This is a genomic window from Acinetobacter junii CIP 64.5 (assembly GCF_000368765.1).
Classification (GTDB): Bacteria; Pseudomonadota; Gammaproteobacteria; order Pseudomonadales; family Moraxellaceae; genus Acinetobacter; species Acinetobacter junii.
The window spans coordinates 1,877,794-1,901,928 of record NZ_KB849655.1; the positions used below are offsets into that span (position 1 = coordinate 1,877,794).

General features: G+C 41.7%; 17 protein-coding genes, 2 tRNA genes, 3 rRNA genes and 1 pseudogene. 6 read left to right on the forward strand and 17 right to left on the reverse strand.

Translation table 11 applies throughout. The features are described 5' to 3' along the window. Window positions 1–239, forward strand: a pseudogene (locus F948_RS14465) (IS4 family transposase); the annotation flags it as partial. A gap of 53 nt (window positions 240–292) precedes the next feature. Here the strand turns inward: F948_RS14465 and F948_RS14470 are convergent. Beyond that, window positions 293–1,048, reverse strand: a complete 756-nt coding sequence (locus tag F948_RS14470) for an SDR family oxidoreductase (RefSeq protein ID WP_004965168.1) — start codon at window positions 1,046–1,048, stop codon at window positions 293–295. A 122-nt stretch (window positions 1,049–1,170) separates the two neighbouring features. On the opposite strand from F948_RS14470, the gene F948_RS14475 reads away from it, so the two are divergent. Then, window positions 1,171–2,067, forward strand: a complete 897-nt coding sequence (locus F948_RS14475; RefSeq protein ID WP_004965170.1) for a LysR family transcriptional regulator — start codon at window positions 1,171–1,173, stop codon at window positions 2,065–2,067. Window positions 2,068–2,107: 40 nt separating this feature from the next. On the opposite strand, the gene F948_RS14480 is transcribed toward F948_RS14475, so the two are convergent. The 3 genes from F948_RS14480 to ilvD form a co-directional block, all read right to left on the reverse strand. Beyond that, window positions 2,108–2,515 (reverse strand): DUF4259 domain-containing protein, encoded by a 408-nt coding sequence (locus F948_RS14480; protein ID WP_004965172.1) that lies wholly within the window; start codon window positions 2,513–2,515, stop codon window positions 2,108–2,110. Between the two features lie 42 nt (window positions 2,516–2,557). Next, window positions 2,558–3,844 (reverse strand): hypothetical protein, encoded by a 1,287-nt coding sequence (locus tag F948_RS14485; protein WP_004965174.1) that lies wholly within the window; start codon window positions 3,842–3,844, stop codon window positions 2,558–2,560. Between the two features lie 161 nt (window positions 3,845–4,005). Next, window positions 4,006–5,835, reverse strand: a complete 1,830-nt coding sequence (gene ilvD / locus F948_RS14490; RefSeq protein ID WP_004965176.1) for a dihydroxy-acid dehydratase — start codon at window positions 5,833–5,835, stop codon at window positions 4,006–4,008. 210 nt (window positions 5,836–6,045) lie between these two features. Here ilvD and fmt point away from each other — a divergent pair, with 210 nt between their 5' ends. Continuing rightward, complete coding sequence (gene fmt, locus F948_RS14495) at window positions 6,046–7,008, forward strand: methionyl-tRNA formyltransferase (protein ID WP_004965177.1); 963 nt, start codon at window positions 6,046–6,048, stop codon at window positions 7,006–7,008. Beyond that, complete coding sequence (gene rsmB, locus F948_RS14500; protein WP_004965180.1) at window positions 7,005–8,312, forward strand: 16S rRNA (cytosine(967)-C(5))-methyltransferase RsmB; 1,308 nt, start codon at window positions 7,005–7,007, stop codon at window positions 8,310–8,312. Before fmt ends, rsmB begins: the two co-directional genes overlap by 4 nt. A gap of 41 nt (window positions 8,313–8,353) precedes the next feature. Here the strand turns inward: rsmB and F948_RS16255 are convergent, their stop codons facing one another. The 3 genes from F948_RS16255 to F948_RS14510 form a co-directional block, all read right to left on the reverse strand. Then, window positions 8,354–8,497: a methionine/alanine import family NSS transporter small subunit gene (locus tag F948_RS16255; RefSeq protein WP_004910340.1), complete on the reverse strand. Its 144-nt coding sequence runs from the start codon at window positions 8,495–8,497 to the stop codon at window positions 8,354–8,356. A gap of 12 nt (window positions 8,498–8,509) precedes the next feature. After that, window positions 8,510–9,988 carry a sodium-dependent transporter gene (locus F948_RS14505; protein WP_004910343.1) on the reverse strand — a complete coding sequence of 493 codons (1,479 nt, stop codon included), beginning with the start codon at window positions 9,986–9,988 and terminating at the stop codon, window positions 8,510–8,512. 371 nt (window positions 9,989–10,359) lie between these two features. Continuing rightward, window positions 10,360–11,802 (reverse strand): aldehyde dehydrogenase family protein, encoded by a 1,443-nt coding sequence (locus F948_RS14510; protein ID WP_004951060.1) that lies wholly within the window; start codon window positions 11,800–11,802, stop codon window positions 10,360–10,362. 131 nt (window positions 11,803–11,933) lie between these two features. Between F948_RS14510 and F948_RS14515 the strand changes: the two genes are divergently transcribed. Beyond that, window positions 11,934–12,629 (forward strand): TIGR04219 family outer membrane beta-barrel protein, encoded by a 696-nt coding sequence (locus F948_RS14515; RefSeq protein ID WP_004951059.1) that lies wholly within the window; start codon window positions 11,934–11,936, stop codon window positions 12,627–12,629. A 283-nt stretch (window positions 12,630–12,912) separates the two neighbouring features. Here F948_RS14515 and F948_RS14520 read toward each other — a convergent pair whose 3' ends face one another. The 8 genes from F948_RS14520 to tyrS all read right to left on the reverse strand — a co-directional run bounded on the left by F948_RS14520 (window position 12,913) and on the right by tyrS (window position 21,153). Further along, window positions 12,913–13,224, reverse strand: a complete 312-nt coding sequence (locus tag F948_RS14520) for an ankyrin repeat domain-containing protein (RefSeq protein ID WP_004965185.1) — start codon at window positions 13,222–13,224, stop codon at window positions 12,913–12,915. Window positions 13,225–13,251: 27 nt separating this feature from the next. After that, window positions 13,252–13,884: a hypothetical protein gene (locus tag F948_RS14525; protein WP_004965188.1), complete on the reverse strand. Its 633-nt coding sequence runs from the start codon at window positions 13,882–13,884 to the stop codon at window positions 13,252–13,254. A 91-nt stretch (window positions 13,885–13,975) separates the two neighbouring features. Further along, window positions 13,976–14,090, reverse strand: a 5S ribosomal RNA gene (gene rrf / locus F948_RS14530). 187 nt (window positions 14,091–14,277) lie between these two features. After that, a 23S ribosomal RNA gene (locus tag F948_RS14535) occupies window positions 14,278–17,168 on the reverse strand. 424 nt (window positions 17,169–17,592) lie between these two features. After that, window positions 17,593–17,668, reverse strand: a tRNA-Ala gene (locus F948_RS14540). A gap of 70 nt (window positions 17,669–17,738) precedes the next feature. Beyond that, a tRNA-Ile gene (locus tag F948_RS14545) sits at window positions 17,739–17,815 on the reverse strand. A gap of 59 nt (window positions 17,816–17,874) precedes the next feature. Further along, window positions 17,875–19,411, reverse strand: a 16S ribosomal RNA gene (locus tag F948_RS14550). The 16S, 23S and 5S rRNA genes sit together here with 2 tRNA genes alongside, the layout of an rRNA operon. A gap of 509 nt (window positions 19,412–19,920) precedes the next feature. Further along, window positions 19,921–21,153, reverse strand: coding sequence for a tyrosine--tRNA ligase (gene tyrS / locus F948_RS14555; protein ID WP_005404005.1), 1,233 nt, complete (start codon window positions 21,151–21,153; stop codon window positions 19,921–19,923). Between the two features lie 61 nt (window positions 21,154–21,214). Between tyrS and F948_RS14560 the strand changes: the two genes are divergently transcribed. Continuing rightward, entirely contained in the window at window positions 21,215–22,348 is a 1,134-nt protein-coding gene (locus tag F948_RS14560; protein ID WP_004965193.1) for an anhydro-N-acetylmuramic acid kinase, read from the forward strand. A 50-nt stretch (window positions 22,349–22,398) separates the two neighbouring features. On the opposite strand, the gene erpA is transcribed toward F948_RS14560, so the two are convergent. Both erpA and F948_RS14570 read right to left on the reverse strand, forming a co-directional pair. Continuing rightward, window positions 22,399–22,734, reverse strand: coding sequence for an iron-sulfur cluster insertion protein ErpA (erpA, locus tag F948_RS14565; RefSeq protein WP_004914604.1), 336 nt, complete (start codon window positions 22,732–22,734; stop codon window positions 22,399–22,401). Window positions 22,735–22,857: 123 nt separating this feature from the next. Next, window positions 22,858–23,862 carry a putative solute-binding protein gene (locus tag F948_RS14570; RefSeq protein WP_004914600.1) on the reverse strand — a complete coding sequence of 335 codons (1,005 nt, stop codon included), beginning with the start codon at window positions 23,860–23,862 and terminating at the stop codon, window positions 22,858–22,860. Between the last annotated feature and the right edge of the window lie 273 nt (window positions 23,863–24,135).

The following is a 24,135-nucleotide window of genomic DNA, read 5'->3' on the forward strand; positions in this document are numbered from 1 at the left end:
AACTGAAGTCATTTCTAGGTCGAAGCCGCAATGCGATACAAACGCAAATATGGATTGCATTAATTGCCTATTTGCTGGTGAACTTCGCTAAACACATGGCACAAGAAGGATGGAGTGTTCAGCGTTTACTGAGAATTATTCAGGTCAATTTATTTGAAAGGAAACTTTTAAGGTCACTCTTTGTGCCTGATAAAAAATGGCGAAAACAAGAAAAACCTCAATTGAGGTTCTTCTTGTGATATTTGTGGGACAGCAGTGGCATGAGCTGCCTTTTTTCACCCTGTTCAATTGGTTATACGATCCCACCATTTACTCGAATAGTCTGAGCATTAATCCAGTTACCATCATCACTAACTACAAAATTAAGTACCGCCGCAATGTCTTCAACTGTGCCCAAACGCTCAAGTGGGGATGCTTTTGCCAATTGAGCAATCAACTCATCACTTTTTCCTTCAAAAAATAATTCCGTTGCAGTTGGACCGGGTGCGACTGCATTCACAGTAATATTTTTAGCTCTAAGTTCCTTGGCTAGAATGGCAGTCAAAGACTCGATCGCAGCTTTAGAGGCTGTATACATTCCATATCCTTCTAGTTTCATACCAATCACACTACTCGATAAATTAATAATTTTCCCGCCTTGCTCAAGTCGTTTCGCTGCTTCTCGCATGGCATACAAAGAGCCTTTTAGATTAATCGCAATCACTTTATCGATTGTTGCATCATCCAATAGCGCAATTTTTTTGAAATTCATAATGCCCGCATTATTGATCAGAACATCTATTTTTCCATACATATTAATCACGTAATCAAACAATAATTCCACCTGATTTGATTGGCTGACATCCGCTTTAAATCGGCTCGCAGTACCTCCAGCCGCTTTAATATTTTCTACGATTTGAGTGGCTTGTTGATCATTATTGGCATAGTTAATCACCACCTTATGTCCTTGTTGCGCTAACAAAGTTGCGGTAAAAGCACCAATTCCGCGTGATGCACCTGTAATCAGAACAACTTTTTTATCATCGCGATCATTTGAAGATGTATTCATTATAGACCTCACATAAGTCAACTTATCATTGAATACCAATCATGATAATGTTCTGTTAGAGGCAAATAATCCTGATAAATTCGGCATCATTATCCGAAGAATACGAACAAAAGAAGGGCGCTATGGATAAACTCAATGCGATGTCAGCATTTATACAGGTGGTTGAGCATAAGAGTTTCACTAAAGCAGCGCAGTTCCTTAATTTACCTCGCTCGACCCTTACTGATGCTGTCCAGCAATTGGAGGCTCAACTCAATACACGTCTACTTTTTCGCACAACTCGTCAAGTGAGCCTGACTGATGAAGGTGCGATCTATTATCAACATTGCAAATATATTCTGGCTTATATTGATGAATCCGAAAATGACTTCATTCATGCTAAGCCTAAAGGCATATTAAAAATCGAAGTGCATGGAATCTTCGCATCTCATTTCATCATTCCACATTTACATTTATTTTTAGCAGAGTATCCAGACATACAACTTCATTTGACTGAAAGTGACCGATATGTCGATCTCATAAAAGAAGGAATTGATTGTGTTATTCGAATCGGACAACTGAATGACAGTGAACTTGTCGTTAGAGCACTAGGACAGGTTGAACAAATCACACTTGCGAGCCCTAAATACTTAGAAAAATATGGTGTACCAAAAACATTAGCGGATTTAAAACAGCATTTTATGGTCGGGTTTTATTCTTCAGCTCGACAAAAACCACTACCTTTAGAATTTGTAGTGCGTAATGAGTTAAAGCTATATGAGCTAAATTCAATGCTTCAAGTCAACGGCGCTCACTCATACTCAGCCGCAGCAATTCAAGGTTTTGGAATTATCCAAGCGCCTCGTTATGGTCATCTAGAAGAAATTGAAAATGGACTACTTTGCCCATTATTAACAGAATATATCGTCCCCTCTTTACCAGTCTCTTTACTTTATCCATCTAAATCATTGGTCTCGCCTAGACAACGTGTGTTTATCGATTGGGTTGTCCAGCATTTTAAAGATCATCCTTTAAGGTAGTACTCAAAAATAAAGAGCCACAAATGCGGCTCTTTTTCTTTTAATTTAAAGCATCTTTTAACTGCTGAATGTTCCCCAACCATAACTCATATTCATCGGACTCTAGCCACAATTCCTTGAGTTCAGAATCATCAGCAACTATTCGTTCCAAAACACGCTTCGCCAATGACAACAGATCATCACTTGGTTGCTCCGAAATGGTTTCTAACCATTGATCTACTTTCTCAGTGTAAACATCGGATTGAGTCCCTTTGCCAAGACGCTTTGCAATTACTTCAACCGCAGCAATGGCTTCCATCGCTAAATCAGCATCTAAATACTCATCGCCCTCATCAAGTGCCACCTGTAAAGCAGCCTCAATCACTGAAAAGTCTGTCGCATCCTCTAGTTCGTATGCCCAGTCATTTGCAGTGTCATTTCCAAACGATTCATGTGACCATGTTCCCATCATTTTTTCCTTTTTTATTGTTCAGTATTAAAATGCTCAAAGTTACTCTTGGCTTTGTTGTTTATACTTTTCTTCTAAAACATTACTAATAATGCTTTCAATCATCCACACTCGATACAAACTATTAAACACATAAGTTTGTCCGTCTATACGAAACTCTAAGACTGGAAAATCAGGTTGATGCTTTTCCTGACACAGAACATCATTTTGCTTTAAGTATTGTTCAACATCTTGTTCAGTCAGTTGGTCAATATCCAGACGCTTTTGCATTTTTTGAAAATGCGCCTTAAAGGATAAGTCTTTTCCACGTGTCCAAACCGCTTCTAAAATCTCATGCATGCAGTCGACTTGTTGCTCAACAGGGACGCTATAAAACAATTTTGCCATTTCATAGGTTGCCTCTTTGGTTGGTCGACAAAAAGGTGTAAATGCAACTTGTGTCCGCTTAGATACTCGTGTTGCCAAACTCCAATCAAACCAATCACGTCCGTGATAACTTAATGGATACACGCTTAATTGGATATTGTAATAATTTGCCAGTTCTTCTTTGATGTAGGCGAGTAATAGCCAGCTCATTGGATCTTCAAGAGCGATATATAAATCCAGCTCTGGATGCAAACCTTGAACTTCAGTTATAGACTCACCGTCATTGATTAAATGCTCTCGCCACTCAATATGATTAATCAAAAAGATGGGATTACCCGTAAGTAGTTTTTGTTGTTTTAAACGGCGGGTCAAACGTAATAAATCATCAACAGCTTGATACTTACGCTCACCAAATTCGAAATAGCTAGCAATCACTGGCACATCTTTAAAAATGCGTTCTGGGTAATTTTGTGGAGTTTGATGCTTGCTGGCCATGGCATGCAAAGTACGTAATTTTCCATATTGCTGCTGCCAAAGCATATGAAAAACATCTTCTAGTAAATGTAAAAAATTTTGTTCTCTTAATGGCGTATTTCTTAGAATTGTTTCTGCTTGTTGTAAGGCTTCTGCTGTTGGTATTTCAGGTGTATCGTCAAATCCAAAACGATGCTGTTTTGCTAGAATCTTGGCATCATTTAGACAATATTGAAGCCAATCTTCGGCTGTCATTCCATTTGGGGGTTCTGCACCCTGTCTAGATATAATCACCTTTAATGGTTTGAGTTCGTCACTCAAAATCTCATTCAACTGATCCAGTTGTTGTACCGCAAGATAACTATAAACATCGTCTAAACGAAGATAAATGCTTAAACCCTGTTCCGTGGGTAATTCCGCCTGCCGAGAAGGTTTTTGGTAAAACCAACGCGATCGGATGGGATCAAACCAACGACGTAACAAAGACATGTCGATAGCCTCTAATGGTCATAAAATCTGTAAGTGAATGAAATTGTACTCACGTATCAATTTATACGTCAGCAAAAATTATCTTCAGTATCTAATAAAATCAAAAAAAAATCCCCCTTTTATTGTAAGAGGGATCTCGCCGCTTTAAGCGGCGATCAGAATTACAGAACGCGAATAGCGCCTTTTGCTGCGCTCGTAGAGTGCATTGCATAAATCTTAAGTGATTTAGAAACTTTACGCTTGCGCTCTTCAGCTGGATGCCAGCCTTTCGCTTCTTGAACCGTACGACGATGAGCCATCGTTGCATCATCTACATTCAAGTGAATCGTACGATTTGGAATATCGATTTCAATGGTATCGCCATCTTCAACTAACCCAATCGCACCGCCTTCAGCAGCTTCAGGAGACACGTGACCAATTGATAAGCCTGAAGAACCACCAGAGAAACGACCATCCGTAATCAAAGCGCAGTCTTTACCTAAACCTTTTGATTTCAAGTAGCTTGTTGGATACAACATTTCTTGCATACCTGGACCACCGCGTGGACCTTCGTAGCGAATCACAACAATGTCACCTGCAACGATCTTATGATCTAAGATTGCTTCAACCGCTGAATCTTGGCTTTCAAAAACACGTGCTGTGCCGGTGAATTTCAGAATCGATTCATCTACACCCGCTGTTTTAACGATACAACCATCTAATGCGATGTTACCGTAAAGTACAGCTAAACCACCGTCTTTAGAGAAAGCATGTTCCGCATTACGGATTACGCCTTTCTCACGGTCACCATCAAGCGTTGAATAATAACGGTTTTGTGAGAATGCGACTTGCGTAGGAACACCGCCTGGAGAAGAGCGATAGAATTCATAAACATCAGGATCTTCAGTGCGAATAATATCCCACTTATCTAAAGCATCTTTCAGTGTTTTTTCATGTACGGTTGGGCATGAAGTATTCAGTAGATTGGCACGATCAAGCTCACCTAAGATCGCCATAATACCGCCCGCACGATGCACATCTTCCATATGTACATCAGATTTTGCAGGTGCAACTTTAGACAACACTGGTACTTGACGAGACAAGCGATCAATATCATCCATTGTAAAATCAACTTCAGCTTCATGTGCAGCTGCAAGTAAGTGTAATACGGTGTTGGTTGAACCACCCATTGCAATATCAAGCGTCATTGCATTTTCAAACGCAGCTTTAGTTGCAATTGAACGCGGCAAAATGCTGTCATCATTCTGTTCGTAATAACGCTTCGCAAGTTCAACAACTAAACGACCCGCTTTTAGGAATAATTTTTCACGATTGGCATGAGTTGCAACAATTGAACCATTGCCTGGTAATGATAAACCTAATGCTTCTGTTAAACAGTTCATCGAGTTTGCAGTAAACATACCTGAACATGAACCACAAGTAGGACACGCAGAGCGTTCGAAAGCAGCAACTTCTTCATCGGTATAGCTTTCATCAGCAGCAACAACCATCGCATCAACAAGGTCAATCGCTTTTTCATCGCCACGGAATTTAACTTTACCCGCTTCCATTGGGCCGCCAGAAACGAAAACCACTGGAATATTAAGGCGCATAGCCGCCATGAGCATTCCTGGTGTGATCTTGTCACAGTTCGAGATACAAACCATCGCATCTGCACAGTGCGCATTGACCATGTATTCTACAGAATCGGCAATTAAATCACGTGATGGTAGTGAATACAGCATCCCGTCATGCCCCATGGCAATCCCATCATCCACGGCAATGGTATTAAATTCTTTTGCGACACCACCAGAAGCTTCAATTTCTCGTGCAACCAGTTGCCCTAAATCTTTAAGATGCACGTGACCTGGAACGAATTGGGTAAATGAGTTGACCACCGCAATAATTGGTTTGCCAAAATCTTCATCTTTCATACCAGTCGCACGCCATAAACCGCGCGCGCCCGCCATATTTCTTCCATGTGTTGATGTTTTTGAACGATAATCAGGCATTTTGTATTCCCAACAAGTGTGTGCTCGAGATGAATAAGACATTCTCTCTGGCGAAATGATACTGAGCTTTTCCCATCATACTACAAGTTATCGTTTAACTGATGACCAGCGAACCTATCTTTTTTGTTCAAAGACAATTCCTTTCACCTAATTAGGGGCTAGTGGCTTTTTGGCTTATAATTTGGGGCAAATTTTCTGTGGATTATCTTTGTGAAGATCATTTTTGCTGGTACGCCTGAATTTGCGGCAACCGCATTGGCGGCATTATTAAAAACACCACACCAGATTATTGCGGTTTACACTCAACCTGATCGTAAATCAGGACGCGGACAAAAGCTTACACCTTCTCCTGTGAAGCAACTTGCACTTGAACATGGCTTACCTGTTTTTCAACCACTGCATTTTAAAGCGTCAACTGAAGAAGGTTTAGCTGCCCAACAAGAGCTAGCAGCTTTGGGTGCTGATGTCATGGTAGTCGCCGCTTATGGTCTGATCTTGCCACAAACCGTATTAGATACGCCTAAATATGGTTGTTTAAACATTCACGGTTCTCTATTACCTCGTTGGCGTGGAGCAGCTCCGATTCAACGTGCAATCGCAACAGGAGATGCTGAAACAGGTATCACCATCATGCAAATGGCAGCAGGTTTGGACACAGGCGATATGATGTACAAAACCTATTGCCCAATTACTGCAGAAGATACCTCTGCAACCTTGCATGACAAGTTGGCAACTCAAGGTGCTGAAGCCATTTGTACCGTGCTTGAATCTGAGCAAAGTTTGCAATCATTTATTGCCAAACGTGAAGTTCAAGATGAATCCCTGACGGTTTATGCACATAAATTAGTAAAATCAGAAGCACGTATTGATTGGACAAAAACTGCAATCCAAATCGACCGCAATATTCGTGCGTTCAACCCTTGGCCTGTGGCTTTTATTCAATTGGATGAAAATAACGCCTTACGTGTTTGGAGTTCAATGCCCTCCGAGATCAGTAAAGCAAATGCTCAATTAGGTGAAATTCTTGCAATTGATAAGCAAGGCGTACATGTCGCTTGTGGTGAAAACAGTGTCGTGTGCTTAACCAGTTTACAGTGGTCAGGTGGTAAAGCGCTCAATGCTGTCCAAATTGCCCAAACTCAAAAATTACATCTTGGACAAATTCTCCCATGAGCCAATCGAATCAATCATCTATAAAAAATCTGAATCTACGTGCGCAAGTGATCAAAACACTTTTGGCTGTTCAAAATGGACAATCTTTGACTTCCGTATTGAATCAACATATCAATATAGTCTCTGAACGTGATCGTGGTTTATATCACGAACTGACTTTAGGTTGTTTACGCCAGTGGTTTTCATTAAAAGCCATTACCTTACCATTGCTCACCAAACCGTTAGACAATGAAGCATTAGAAAGTTGTTTATATCTTGGCTTATATCAAATTTTATGTACCCGTATTCCTGTACATGCTGCAATCTCGGAAACTGTAAATGCTGCTAAGCAATTAGGTTTCGAGCCAATGAGTGGTTTGGTCAATGCGATTCTGCGTCGTGTTTCACGTGAAACAGATGAATTTCAAATAGCTTTGAATAGTACACATGGTTTACCAAGTTGGTTATTCAAACGAATCAAAAAAGATTGGCCTGAGCAAGCAGAGTATCTATGCCAAGCCTTAAAACAAGTCGCGCCACTCACCCTGCGCGTCAATGAACGCCAAGTTAGTCGTGATGAATATTTAGAGATTTTGGACGAAGAACAGATTGATGCTCGTCCTTGCATGCTTTCCGACGTTGGTATTGTTTTGGAACAAACGGGCAATATTACCCATTTACCAGGTTTCGAAGAAGGTGGCTTTTCTGTTCAGGATGAACATGCTCAATTGTGCGCCACGCTTTTACCGAACCTAGATGGCAAAGTGGTGGTTGATGCTTGTGCTGCACCAGGCGGAAAGACAGCACACATCCTTGAGCGCTTTAATCCTAAAAAGCTGATCGCATTAGATCATGATGCAAAACGTTTATTGCGTGTTTCTGAAAATATCGAACGTCTTGGCTTAGATCAAACTGAGGTGGAGATTATCGCAGCCGATGCCACCACATGGCAGGCACCAGAACCCGTCGATTGTATCGTGCTGGATGCACCTTGTTCTGCAACAGGTGTTATTCGTCGTCATCCTGATATTCGCTTGCTCAGACAATCCACAGACATCGCACAAACCGTGGCTTTACAGCAACAGATTTTGAGACAGATGTGGCAACAGCTTAAAGTTGGCGGTACGCTGCTTTATATCACCTGCTCAATATTAAAAGTCGAGAATGAGCAGCAGATGGTCGAGTTTTTTGCAGACCATCCCGATGCAAAAGAAATTAAAATCTCTGCGGATTGGGGTATAGAACAGATTCATGGTCGTCAGCTGTTGCCTTCAAATCAATCAGGTGATGGTTTCTACTATTGTCATATCCAAAAACAAGCGTAATAAAAAAGCAGGCTTAAAAGCCTGCTTTTTTTAAGAATCAATCATAGCGTATGCTGATCTTTAACTTCTTCAAGAACATCATCTAAATCTTCTGGATTCTTCATTAGGTGGCGAATCGACAAAGCGAGTCCACCCCATAAAAACACCATTGAAATAATCATCATTACGATTGCTGAAGTATTCATAATTTTATTCTCCTAGCGATCTTTCATTCTGCTTAAAACTAGCGCAACGACAGCACAGAAAATGACACTGCCCCATCCAAACACGCCTTGTAAGCTCATACTATAAGTATCGTAACCGTTCTTAATCAAGTTAATCACTGTCATGCTCAAAGTCGTTAACAGGATCAATGATGTGATCACAGTAAGCGTAAACGCCCAACCTTTACCTAACTGAATCGTAGAAATACGGTTCACATGATCACGAAGTTCAATCAAAGCAGAGCGTTTAAACCAAGCAATACTAATGATAGAAACCAATGCTCCGCCAATAATACCGATGTTATTGATGAAGTGATCCACAATATCCACCAGCTTAATGGCATTAACGCTTGAGAATAGAATCACTGAAACTAGCGCACTACCACCACCGATGATCGTTACTGCCTTCTTACGTCCCCATTTCAATTTATCCTGCATTGCTGCGATTGGCACTTCAAGAATACTCACCATCGATGAAATACCAGCAACAAACAACGATGAGAAGAACAACAGACCAAATACGTCTGCGCCTGCACCTAAGCTTGAAATAATTTTAGGGAATGCAATAAATGCCAGACCAATACCACCACTTACGACATCTTTAACTTCTGTACCCGCAGCATGTGCCATAAAGCCAAGTGCAGCAAAAATACCAATACCAGCAAGGATTTCAGTCGATGCATTGGCAAAACCAACGATCAAACCAGAGCCTGTTAAGTTAGTTTTAGGCTTCAAGTAAGATGCATAGGTCACCATGATCCCGAAGCCTACAGAAAGTGAGAAGAACGTATGACCATAAGCTGCTAACCAAACTTTATAGTCCATCATCGCTGCCCAGTTTGGCGTAAAGAAAGCATTTAAGCCTTGAACCGCACCAGGTAAACGTAAAGATTGAACAACAAGGATAGTGAACAATACGAACAGTAAAGGCATGAAAATCTTGTTCGATAGTTCAACACCTTTTTTAACTCCACCATAAAGAATGATGAGTGTTAATGCCCAAATTCCCACAATTGGCCAGAATAGATGACTAACAAACTGGAAATCAAAACCTGAAGCTTTTGAAGTTTGTAGGTAAGTATTAAAGAAGAAGCTTTCAGGATCACTACCCCACGCTTGCCCGATCGAGAAATAAATATAACTTCCCGCCCAAGTCAAAACACTAGCGTAATATAAACCGATGATAATACAGACACAGACTTGCCACCAACCTAATGTTTCACCGCCTTTAAACAAAGAACGATAAGCTTTCGGTGGAGAATTACGAGCACGATGACCTGTGGCATAATCTAAAAATAAAAGCGGTAAACCCGCAGTGATAAGTGCCAATAAATACGGGATAAGAAAGGCACCACCACCATTTTCATAGGCAACATATGGAAAGCGCCAGATATTACCTAAACCTACAGCTGAACCTACAGCTGCAATAATAAAACCAGATCGTGATGTCCAGTTTTCACGAGAATCTGCCATAGAACACCTAATATATTCATGTGGCACTTTTCAAACTGCGTTCACTTGTTATTATCCAACAGAGAGAAAAGTACCGTAAAAATCTTGTTTTGCTTGCATGAAAGTTCAACCTTGTGGGTCTCTTATTTCCATGTACAAACAAGCAAAAACCAAACCATCTTCCTTAAAGATTGGATTTTGTTTTTCTGCTTTTAATAGCTGAACAATACCTGTTTTTATTTCTTTTTACTGTAAATTCCTGACGAAAAAATCACACTTTTCGAGCGATTGATTATTTTTCAACTCAGTCAATAGTTGACCTTACAGTCAAATGATAAATTTAAGATACAGAAAACTATTAGGTGCAGAATCATAAGGTCTACCTGAATAATCTATTGCTTGATCGCCAGCAACCGTTCTTCCTGCATATCTCGAATCGCGGATTGAATTCCCTCTCGACCTAAGCCTGAGTCTTTCACACCGCCATACGGCATATTATCGACACGGAAGGTTGGCACATCATTGATAATTACACCTCCTACATGTAAATGGTCCCATGCATACAACATTTTATTGAGATTTTGTGTATAAACTCCTGCTTGTAATCCAAAACGACTTTGATTAATTGTTGCAATTCCTTGCTCGAAATCCTTATATTTTTCTAAAATGGCAACGGGGCCAAATGCTTCATCCTTATAAATTTCTAACTTTGAATCAACATTTTCCAATAAGGTGGGTTCAAAACAAACGCCATCTAAAACACCACCAACAAGTATTTTTGCACCTTTCTTCTCGGCTTTATCAATCCATTTTTTCAGTCGAATCGCTTCAGCTTCTTTAATCATTGGACCGACCAATGTCGTTGCTAAACTTGGATCATCAACTTTAATCTTTTTTAATTTTGTGATTAATTTCTTTTTTAGATCCGCATAAATATCAGCATGCACTAAAATCCGCTGCACGCTGATGCAAATCTGACCTGCATGACCATAAGCTGCACCAATTAAACGGTCAATCAAAGCATCATCAATGATTGCATCCGCCTCAATCATCACCGCAGCATTACCCCCCAATTCAAGCGTAACCTTTTTACGACCTGCTCGCGCTTTCATATCCCAGCCGACTTGATCAGAACCCGTAAAGCTGAGCAACTTAAAACGATCATCCGTAACTAAAATATCCGCCGCTTGACGATCACAAGGCAATACTGACCATGAACCTTTAGGCAAATCTGTTTCAGCCAATACCTCTGCAATTTTAAGCGAACTAATTGGCGTTAAACTTGCTGGTTTCAGTACAAAAGGACAACCCGCTGCAATTGCAGGTGCGATCTTATGCGCCACTAAATTCAAAGGAAAATTAAATGGACTAATTAAGGAAACTGCGCCAATCGGCACCTGTTTAACCATCCCACGATAACGAGAAGCTGCTGGTGTGACCGCTAAAGGTATTATTCGGCCATCATCCATTTGAGTCACTGCATCCGCAGCCAATTGGAAGGTATTAATCAGCCGTTCAACCTCAGCACTTGCTGCACCACGAGGCTTGCCGCCTTCCGCAATCAAAATCTCAGTCAATTCACCACGCAATTCATTGAACCGTTTAACGCAATGCAACAATATTTTTTGTTTTTCAAAAGGTTTTAAAGCAGCCATTTCAGCTTCGGCTTTAACAGCTGATGCAATTGCCTTTTCTAGAGTTTTAGCATCAGCCAAAGCAACTCGTGCGAAAACCTGAGTCTGATATTTATGATGTACATCTAACCACGCTGCTGTTTTTACCGCTTTACCAGCCAAATATAATGGATATTCAACAACGTTTTCTTGCTCTTTCATTTCTTATTCTCTTTTCAAAAAACTAAAATTAGACTACTGCATAATTTTACAGATCACTATATGATTCGCCCAATCTATGATGAATTCACAACAATTCATTACGGTTTACGCTCATAAATTAGGACTATACGATGAAAATTTTAAAAATATCGATGCTTGCTTTAGGAACAAGTCTTTGTGGTTTAGCACAAGCAGATGTTATTGGTGTCAAAGGTGATGTGAGCTACTGGGCATACGACGGTAAAGCAAATATGGCAACCCAAACTTCTGCTCAAGATCAAGACCTTGACCGTAAAGGGGCTGCACAAATTTCTCTTGCTGTTGAACACCCTGTTCCATTAATTCCAAATGCAAAAATCCGTTATGTGAATTTAAAAACACAAACTGAAAATGAAGTTTTAGGTCAACCTGTTTATGACTTAGATATCGATCATACCGATTTCATTTTATATTATGAAATTCTCGATAACGTTGTGAATGCAGATGTTGGTTTTGGTGCAACCAATTTGAATGGCGATGTCAAAACGTTGAATTTAACAAAAACTGATATCGATAAAACCATTCCAGTAATCTACGGTTCAGCTGGGGTCAAACTACCGTTTACAGGTTTGAGTGCTAAAGGTGAGTTACTCTACAGCAACTTTAATGATGCTAAAATCACAGATGCCCAAGCAGAATTACAATATAACTTTATTGATAATTTATTGGTCGATGTAGGATTGAAAGCAGGCTACCGTATCTTAAACATCGAATTAGATGATTATGAAAAAAATGATCTTAAATTTGATTTTAAAGGGCCATATGTTGGTTTAGACATTCATTTCTAAATCAAATTAATAAAAAGCGGAGTCTGATGATTCCGCTTTTTTATTATAAAGCATATATTTTCCATGTAAGCTTAAGCCTACAACCATCGTCGTCATTGGCGAATAGCTCAATTTAAAACTCTTCCTTATCATATAAAACATAAAGAGACAGGAAGTCTCATTGAAAATAACAAGATACGCAGGAAGCGGTCGTTGATAAGGAATATAAACGACAAGAAACTGAATACTAAGAAGCCCCGTCAGCATGATGGGGCTTCTTTTTATTTATCATTTTATGCGTGATTTAAAGACTTTTTAGGTAGACAACCACTTCGTCATGCTCTGCCATTTCTGCAAGCTGCAGCGCAGTATATTCGCCTTTATAAGCCACATTTGCCCCTTTACTCACTAGTAGCTTCACCACCGCCAAATGATCATTCTCAGCAGCAGCCTGTAACGCGCTATACCCTTCATCATCAGTCTGGTTTGGATCTATACCGTCAGCCAATAATTGTTCGACTTGTTCCATATCACCAAGAGAAGCCCAATAGACCAGTTCAGGAAGATGAAGTTCTTCATCATCTTCGGAGAGTGGAGAGAAAGAGTTTTGTTTCATAATAATTCTCTTTAATAACCTTTCAAATTAATAATTCTCAGCGATAAATTCGCCATGAGATTCAGCAACAAGAAATTGAACCACATTTTCACGTGTCTCTAGAACCCATACACCTGTAAATTCTGGTGTCCGTATTACAGTAAAATACAACTTAAAAAGATCACGGATGGAACTTATACCATCCCTTACTACTAAAGCAAAATCTTCCCATTCTTTATTGTTGCCCCAAGGATTATCAGCGTGTAAATATTTTCCTAATCGATCATACAATTTAATAAACTGATTTTTGTCAAAGAATTTTCCTGTTTTTCTATCAAAATGCCAAGTCCCATTCTCTAACTTCTCAGCTGGTAACAAAGGTATAGGGTAAAAGTCAGAATTTATTCCACTTAAAGCTTTTAAAATTGAGCTAGCTTTATAATCTTTTGTATAGTCAGGATTTTTATCAGCTTGAGCACGATATTCTTGATATTTAATTTTATTTGGGGCGATCGAAGCTAAAGCAAATATTTCTAATGCTTTACGTAAATGTAATATTGAGGATTCTAAATCTAATAAATCTTTGATTTCGAAATATGACTCTATAAGACTTTCACACTTCTGTAATCTAAAAAGTGCCTCGTTTACTTTATCAGTATAAATTTTTTGTAAATCTTTCATTTTAATATCTGTTTAAAATTCAAACAATATATTACTTTCGCAATAAAAAACACCCCCTCTGCAATAGCGGAGGGGGTGTTTTAGAATTAAAAGCTGGCGATGACTTACTCTCACATGGCAAACGCCACACTACCATCAGCGCGAAGAGGTTTCACTTCTGAGTTCGGGAAGGGATCAGGTGGTTCACTCTTGCTATTGTCGCCAGCAAACTGTTGTGGTGTTTTCGGGTCTTATTCACATTAATTAATAATGTTTGCCTTACTTACGATCCAAAGAGTTATTAACGGATTAGATATTGAGTCTAACTTTGTGTTCAGCATTTTAACTAGTTTATACACTAAATCAAGTTGTGTATTGAATTTATCTTGAATACAACAACTGTTTGGGTGTTGTATAGTCAAGCCTCACGAGCAATTAGTATTGGTCAGCTTCACACGTCACCGTGCTTCCACACCCAACCTATCAACGTCCTAGTCTCGAACGGCTCTTTAGAGGAATAAATTCCTAGGGAAATCTTATCTTGAGGTAGGCTTCCCGCTTAGATGCTTTCAGCGGTTATCCCTTCCGAACATAGCTACCCGGCGATGCCACTGGCGTGACAACCGGTACACCAGAGGTTCGTCCACTCTGGTCCTCTCGTACTAGGAGCAGATCCTCTCAAATTTCCAGCGCCCACGGTAGATAGGGACCGAACTGTCTCACGACGTTCTAAACCCAGCTCGCGTACCTCTTTAAATGGCGAACAGCCATACCCTTGGGACCTGCTTCAGCCCCAGGATGAGATGAGCCGACATCGAGGTGCCAAACACCGCCGTCGATATGAACTCTTGGGCGGTATCAGCCTGTTATCCCCAGAGTACCTTTTATCCGTTGAGCGATGGCCCTTCCATACAGAACCACCGGATCACTAAGACCTACTTTCGTACCTGCTCGACTTGTGGGTCTCGCAGTTAAGCGCGCTTTTGCCTTTATACTCTACGCGTGATTTCCGACCACGCTGAGCGCACCTTCGTACTCCTCCGTTACTCTTTAGGAGGAGACCGCCCCAGTCAAACTACCCACCAGACATGGTCCTCGTCCCGGATTACGGGACAGAGTTAGAACCTCAACATTACCAGGGTGGTATTTCAAGGACGGCTCCATTGGAACTAGCGTTCCAACTTCAAAGCCTCCCACCTATCCTACACAAGTAAGGTCAAAGTTCAATGTCAAGCTGCAGTAAAGGTTCACGGGGTCTTTCCGTCTAGCCGCGGGTACACTGCATCTTCACAGCGATTTCGATTTCACTGAGCCTCTGCTGGAGACAGCGCCGCCATCATTATGCCATTCGTGCAGGTCGGAACTTACCCGACAAGGAATTTCGCTACCTTAGGACCGTTATAGTTACGGCCGCCGTTTACTGGGGCTTCGATCAAGAGCTTCGCTTACGCTAACCCCATCAATTAACCTTCCAGCACCGGGCAGGCATCACACCCTATACGTCCACTTTCGTGTTTGCAGAGTGCTATGTTTTTAATAAACAGTTGCAGCGGCCTGGTTTCTGCGGCTGCCAACCGCTCAGGGAGCAAGTCCCATCACCGTCAGCAGCGTACCTTCTCCCGAAGTTACGGTACCATTTTGCCTAGTTCCTTCAGCAGAGTTCTCTCAAGCGCTTTGGTCTACTCGACCTGACCACCTGTGTCGGTTTCGGGTACGATTCCTGTGTAACTGAAGCTTAGAGACTTTTCCTGGAAGCATGGTATCAGCCACTTCACTGTACAAGTACAGCTTGCTATCGACTCTCAGCATAGAGCACCCCGGATTTGCCTAAGATGCATGCCTACGGTCTTCCACCTGGACAACCAACGCCAGGCTGACTTAACCTTCTCCGTCCTCTCATCGCATTACACAGAAGTATTGGAATATTAACCAATTTCCCATCGACTACGCCTCTCGGCCTCGCCTTAGGGGTCGACTCACCCAGCCCCGATTAACGTTGGACTGGAACCCTTGGTCTTTCAGCGAACGGGTTTTTCACCCGTTTTGTCGTTACTCACGTCAGCATTCGCACTTCTGATACCTCCAGCATACTTCTCAATACACCTTCATCGGCTTACAGAACGCTCCCCTACCACTTGACTAATGTCAAATCCGCAGCTTCGGCACATAGTTTTAGCCCCGTTACATCTTCCGCGCAGGCCGACTCGACTAGTGAGCTATTACGCTTTCTTTAAAGGGTGGCTGCTTCTAAGCCAACCTCCTAGCTGTCTATGCCTTCCCACATCGTTTCCCACTTAACTATGATTTTGGGGCCTTAGCTGGCGGTCTGGATTGTTTTCCTCTTGACTACGGACGTTAGCACCCGCAGTCTGTCTCCCGGATAGTACTCATTGGTATTCGGAGTTTGCATCGGTTTGGTAAGTCGGGATGACCCCCTAGCCGAAACAGTGCTCTACCCCCAATGGTATTCGTCCGAGGCGCTACCTAAATAGCTTTCGGGGAGAACCAGCTATCACCAGGCTTGATTAGCCTTTCACCCCTATCCACAAGTCATCCCCTGGCTTTTCAACGACAGTGGGTTCGGTCCTCCAGTTAGTGTTACCCAACCTTCAACCTGCTCATGGATAGATCGCCTGGTTTCGGGTCTATACCCAGCAACTAAACGCCCTATTAAGACTCGATTTCTCTACGGCTCCCCTATTCGGTTAACCTCGCTACTGAATATAAGTCGCTGACCCATTATACAAAAGGTACGCAGTCACCGAACAAGTCGGCTCCCACTGCTTGTATGCATGCGGTTTCAGGATCTATTTCACTCCCCTCACAGGGGTTCTTTTCGCCTTTCCCTCACGGTACTGGTTCACTATCGGTCAGTCAGGAGTATTTAGCCTTGGAGGATGGTCCCCCCATATTCAGACAAGGTTTCACGTGCCTCGCCCTACTCGTCATCATTATGTGTGCCCTTTCGTGTACGGGAATATCACCCTCTACGTTCGCACTTCCCAGAGCGTTCCACTAAAACACACATAACTTAATGGGCTGCTCCCCGTTCGCTCGCCGCTACTAAGGGAATCTCAATTGATTTCTTTTCCTAAGGGTACTGAGATGTTTCACTTCCCCTCGTTCGCTTCATAAACCTATGTATTCAGTTTATGATACCCGCCTTATAGCGGGTGGGTTCCCCCATTCAGAAATCTCCGGATCAAAGGATATTTGCCGCCTCCCCGGAGCTTTTCGCAGGCTATCACGTCTTTCATCGCCTCTGACTGCCAAGGCATCCACCACATGCACTTAATTACTTGACTATACAACCCCAAACAGTCGTTAACACATACAAGTGAGTGTTATCGTTGCAAACTTAATTGCTACTGGTTTGTTGTCTGTGAATTTAATCACCATACAGCTTCAATCTAAATTCATATACCAAAACGCTTGATTCAGTGTTTTTGCTAGTTCTCAGATTAAATATTAATTTAACAATTACTTGTTATCTTCCTATTTAATCGAGTTTGAACAATTTATTTCAGACTCAATTTTCTAATCTGTTAATGATTAACTACCACCTCGTCGGTGCGTAGTAAACTGTGATAAATCACAGAAGTTAAGAAGCTATTTGCTTACTAAGTTCTGTAATCTTTAGCTCCAAGCTTCGTTCTATGTGTGCCTGCGCACAGCATAGCTGTTTGCTTAAATTCTCGGACAAAGCGTTGCTTTGTTTACCCTCGAATTTGGTGGAGACTAGGAGAGTCGAACTCCTGACCTCCTGCGTGCAAAGCAGGCGCTCTACCAACTAAGCTAAGTCCCCAGCTTTAATCATAATGAACGACATATCTTTTTATCTAGCAGCTTGTGATTATTCATCACTTCGTCAGTAGTGGTGGGTCTGACAAGACTTGAACTTGTGACCCCACGCTTATCAAGCGTGTGCTCTAACCAACTGAGCTACAGACCCTCAGATACATCTTCGAAGAACAACTTGTTGTGGATTCTTACCGGTCACCAATCTTTCGTTAAGGAGGTGATCCAGCCGCAGGTTCCCCTACGGCTACCTTGTTACGACTTCACCCCAGTCATCGGCCACACCGTGGTAAGCGTCCTCCTTGCGGTTAGACTACCTACTTCTGGTGCAACAAACTCCCATGGTGTGACGGGCGGTGTGTACAAGGCCCGGGAACGTATTCACCGCGGCATTCTGATCCGCGATTACTAGCGATTCCGACTTCATGGAGTCGAGTTGCAGACTCCAATCCGGACTACGATCGGCTTTTTGAGATTAGCATCACATCGCTGTGTAGCAACCCTTTGTACCGACCATTGTAGCACGTGTGTAGCCCTGGCCGTAAGGGCCATGATGACTTGACGTCGTCCCCGCCTTCCTCCAGTTTGTCACTGGCAGTATCCTTAAAGTTCCCATCCGAAATGCTGGCAAGTAAGGAAAAGGGTTGCGCTCGTTGCGGGACTTAACCCAACATCTCACGACACGAGCTGACGACAGCCATGCAGCACCTGTATCTAGATTCCCGAAGGCACCAATCCATCTCTGGAAAGTTTCTAGTATGTCAAGGCCAGGTAAGGTTCTTCGCGTTGCATCGAATTAAACCACATGCTCCACCGCTTGTGCGGGCCCCCGTCAATTCATTTGAGTTTTAGTCTTGCGACCGTACTCCCCAGGCGGTCTACTTATCGCGTTAGCTGCGCCACTAAAGCCTCAAAGGCCCCAACGGCTAGTAGACATCGTTTACGGCATGGACTACCAGGGTATCTAATCCTGTTTGCTCCCCATGCTTTCGTACCTCAGCGTCAGTATTAGGCCAGATGGCTGCCTTCGCCATCGGTATTCCTCCAGATCTCTACGCATTTCACCGCTACACCTGGAATTCTACCATCCTCTCCCATACTCTAGCTTCCCAGTATCGAATGCAATTCCCAAGTTAAGCTCGGGGATTTCACATCCGACTTAAAAAGCCGCCTACGCACGCTTTACGCCCAGTAAATCCGATTAACGCTCGCACCCTCTGTATTACCGCGGCTGCTGGCACAGAGTTAGCCGGTGCTTATTCTGCGAGTAACGTCCACTCATCTAGAGTATTAGTCTAAGGAGCCTCCTCCTCGCTTAAAGTGCTTTACAACCATAAGGCCTTCTTCACACACGCGGCATGGCTGGATCAGGGTTCCCCCCATTGTCCAATATTCCCCACTGCTGCCTCCCGTAGGAGTCTGGGCCGTGTCTCAGTCCCAGTGTGGCGGATCATCCTCTCAGACCCGCTACAGATCGTCGCCTTGGTAGGCCTTTACCCCACCAACTAGCTAATCCGACTTAGGCTCATCTATTAGCGCAAGGTCCGAAGATCCCCTGCTTTCTCCCGTAGGACGTATGCGGTATTAGCATTCCTTTCGGAATGTTGTCCCCCACTAATAGGCAGATTCCTAAGCATTACTCACCCGTCCGCCGCTAAGATAAGGTGCAAGCACCTCATCTCCGCTCGACTTGCATGTGTTAAGCCTGCCGCCAGCGTTCAATCTGAGCCATGATCAAACTCTTCAGTTAAAATCATTTTGCACCTTAGTTAAGACAAGGTGCTAATTCTGGCTCATCAATTTTCTGACTAAAAATTCGCTCAAATAAACTTCGAGAAATTTCTACCATTCAATCAATGAAAATTATTTCGATCGATCAACCAGTAAAAATCCACACAAGTTGTTCTTCTATTCTCTTAATGATCTTCTCGATGATTCGTCATCATCAAGCTAGGTCGGCTATATTACTCTAAATTTCTTTAAAGTCAACAGGTAATTTAGATATTTTTAAAACTTATCAACCAACCCAAGAATCCAACCATTTTAGCCAAATCCTTGTTTCTCAACAAGTTTTTATCCGCATCACCGCCGATGGATGTGCATTCTACAGCATTTCTAATCGCTTGCAACCCTGTTTTTTATTATTTTCTTTTGCATGTTTCTTTTTTCTACAAATCTGATGTTTTCGTTGTTTTTATGATCTATTTATGTACAAAAAGCAGGCTCACGGCCTGCTTTTTATTTTTTCCATTGCCGTATTTAGTCAGTAAACGTCACACGGGCGATGGCTTTTTTACCAGACTGAATAATATAAGTTCCATTCTCTTTTACAGAGAAACTCATATCCACAACATTCCAATCGACTTTAACTGCACCACGTCCAACGGCATCTTTAGCTGATGCTGCATTCGGATTTAAACCCGCCACACGTAAAATAGTTGCAATAAATAATTCACCACCAAATTCAGCACGAGAAATGGTTACTTCAGGCGTATCTTCAGGAACTTCACCTTCAGTGATTCGATTCCCTGCACTCTTATGCGCATTTTCTGCTGCTTCTGCATCATGGAAACGTTCAACAAGCTCAAGTGCTAAGATGCGTTTGATTTCTTGTGGATTACGACCTGCAGCCATTTCCTCAAGTAGAACTTTAATTTCATCTAATGACTTAAAGCTAAGTAGATCAAAGTAACGTTCAATTAAACTATCTGGCATCGACAAGATTTTTTGATACATTGCACCTGGCGTGTCGAACACGCCAATGTAGTTGCCTAAAGATTTAGACATCTTATTTACGCCATCTAAACCTTCAAGAATAGGTACTGTAATACACACTTGTGATTCTTGACCATAACGACCTTGCAAGGTACGCCCCATTAATAAGTTAAAGGTCTGGTCTGTACCACCTAACTCAACGTCTGCTTCAAGTGCAATTGAGTCATAGCCTTGTACTAATGGATATAAGAACTCATGAATGGCAATTGGCTGATGATTGTTATAGCGCTTAGTAAAGTCATCACGTTCTAACATACGTGATACGGTTTGTTGGCTCGCCAATTGGATCAAATCAGCTGCAGACTTCTGATTGAACCATTCTGAGTTAAAACGGACTTTGGTTTTATTTGGATCTAAGATCTTAAAGACTTGTTCTTGGTATGTTTTTGCATTGGCAAGGACTTGTTCTTTTGACAACGGCGGACGTGTCGCACTTTTACCCGTTGGGTCACCAATCATCGCAGTATAGTCACCGATTAAGAATGTGACTTCATGCCCTAAATCTTGGAAGGTTTTTAACTTATTGATGAGAACAGTATGTCCTAAATGTAAATCAGGAGCCGTAGGGTCAAAGCCTGCTTTTACACGTAGTGGACGATTCTCTTTGAGTTTTTTCAATAAATCTTCTTCAGAAATAATCTCGTGCGTGCCTCGTTGGATGAGAGCAAGCTGTTCTTCGGCGGGCAAGAAATTTGACATCACAAAACCTAAACACATCAGTTATTCAATTTGTGCGATATACTAACATTTTTTCAGCGTCTTGCAGGGGAAGTTGTATATGAGCGCAATCTATATTGGTGTAATGACTGGCACAAGCATGGATGGTGTTGATATTGTTGCAGCTTCTTTTAATCCTTTAACTTTGCACGCAACCCTGACTGTTCCGTTTGATCCAGCGTTACGTGACGAATTGATGGCGCTCACTTTGCCTGATGATAACGAAATCGATCGTATGGGCAAAGCCGATGTGGCTCTGGCACAGATGATTGGACATGGTATCAATGAACTGATCAAACAAAATAATTTAGATCGAAATCAAATTAAAGCCATTGGTTCTCATGGACAGACCATTCGTCATCGTCCTGAACATGGGTTTACATTGCAAATCGGTGATCCCAATATTATTACTGAAATCACTCAAATCCCTGTTATTTCGGATTTTAGACGTCGAGATATGGCTGCTGGTGGTCAGGGTGCACCTTTAGTTCCTGCTTTCCATCAGGCCTTGTTTCAGCATGACAGTATTCATCGCGTCATCTTAAATTTGGGCGGAATTGCAAATGTCAGTATGCTACCTGCAAACAATGCGGACGGCGTATATGGATTTGATACAGGTCCAGCCAATATTTTGATGGATGCATGGTGTCATCGTCATACAGGTCATCCATATGACGAGAATGGTGACTGGGCTGCATATGGCAATCCCATTCGCTCATTGCTAGATCGTTTACAAACACACGAATTTTTTGCCAAAGAACCTCCGAAGAGTACGGGTCGTGAAGACTTTAATTTAGAGTGGTTGGATGAGCAGCTCAGCGATTGGCGAAGTGATTTAGAGTACGATGAACTTGAAGATACGCCAGAGAATGTTCAAGCAACCTTAATGAAACTGACAACTCGTGCAATTAAGAAAGCAATTTATCGCAGTAAAGATGCTATGCCGACAGGTGAAATTTATGTCTGTGGTGGTGGCGCATATAATTCATATTTACTTGAACAACTACGCTGGCGTTTGCGCAAGCATAATTGGTCTGTGCAAACTACAGATGCGCTGGGTCTTGCTCCAACATGGGTTGAAGCCACAGCTTTTGCTTGGTTAGCGATGCGTTTTATGGAGCAACTCAGTGGTAATTTACCAGCTGTCACGGGTGCATCAGGAAATCGTATCTTGGGGACAATTACGGCGGTGTAATAGCAAAAAAGCTTCTCATATCGAGAAGCTTTTTTATATCTTTTTTAAACTTAAATCGAGAAAGAAGATCCACAACCACACGTCGTTGTTGCATTTGGGTTTTGTACAACAAAACGTGAACCTTCCAAACCTTCTAGATAATCAACTACTGAACCGACTAAATATTGATAACTTAATGAGTCAACCAACATTTTAACATCTCCATTGGTAAATTCAGCATCGTCTTCATTGGCACTTTCTGCAAAGTTAAAACCATAAGAAAAGCCAGAACAACCTCCACCTGTTACATAGACACGTAACATAAGATCATTATTCCCTTCACTTTCGCGTAATTGGCGAACTTTTTTGGCAGCATTATCTGACAATTCAAGAGCTTGTGCGTTCATGATGGATATTCCTCGACTTTTCTTTGTCTTTCATACATAAAAGACCCGATATTCAGTATAGCATACTCAATATCAGGTCTGTATTTGAAGTTTTAAAGGGCTATTCAAAATACTTTTACAAGATTATTTGTAGTTTTCGTCTTGTAAGCCACATTCAAAATTCTTTGGATTTTCTTTACAACGGAATTGCCATAAAAGCTTCATCATGCGTTTATCGTAAATCCCTTTTGCTGTCAGGTTAATACGTGATTCTCGCATAAGTTTTTGATAGCCTGGCTTATCAGACTCAGGAACTTCCATCCAATATTTTTGCGGAATATCCGCCTTCATTTTACCAAGGATACCAAATGCACGTGGTAGTTGGCTTTTAACCCACTCGCGTGACTTTTGACCAAATCCTGCTGGGAATTTATCTGGATGAATAATCAAATTACCTGTCACTTGTAAGATCGGATAATTCACAATTGCGCCTTTTGTACCCAAACCTTTATGCAATTCCAAAGGTTTAAATGCAGCTGCTGGCGCACCAATAATATCAACCTGACCATTATTAAATTTTGCACCAAAGTTTGTAATATCTGAACTTACAGCCTGCGCTCCGACTTGTGAAGCCATAATTTTTTGTGCTTCATCATAGTCTAATACCGCAATTTTCTTACCTGCAGCTTTTGCCACCGTATTGATATTACGATCATTAACAAGTAAATAAGCATCACCGACTGGGATCACACCGACAACTTCATATTTGCCATTGACCATCGATTTTCCGAACACTGGGCTAGCAAGACCTTGCATCACTTTAACTGCAAGTTTTAAGTCAGTGATTGCGCCAATTGCATCGAGAGAACCTGTAAATTTATTGAATTGGCGACCACGCATTCCTGTGATACTCACACCATCACATTTTCCAGCTTTAAAGTCTTCAGCAATTACAGCCTCATTGGTGCCAACTTTCAATTCGATATCAGCGCCCCAAGTCTTTGCAGCGAGCTGATAATCTTTCATAAGTGCGTAAACATCGCCACTTTTACCAACAATATCAAATACACAGATTGTTTGCTTTGCTTGAGCGCCTGCGGATACGACTGCAACACCTGTTGCAAGCATTAATGTTTTAAACCATTGCATGTTCTTTTTTCCTTTGCATTTTGGTGATTGTTGTGACATCACACCCAAAATCGTAGAACCACGTTTAATTCCCTAATGGTATATAAACGAAATCCCTCATCATCAATCGTAAATCTTCCTGATCAAAATATATTTTAATCTTCACGATTTCATTTGATTTTTATCTCATTATGATTACGAGATTTTAAAGTAAAGGCTATGACTTAAATGACGATCACAAAAAAACAAAAAGCCTAGATAAATCTAGGCTTTAAGTGTCATTTTTGGCAATTA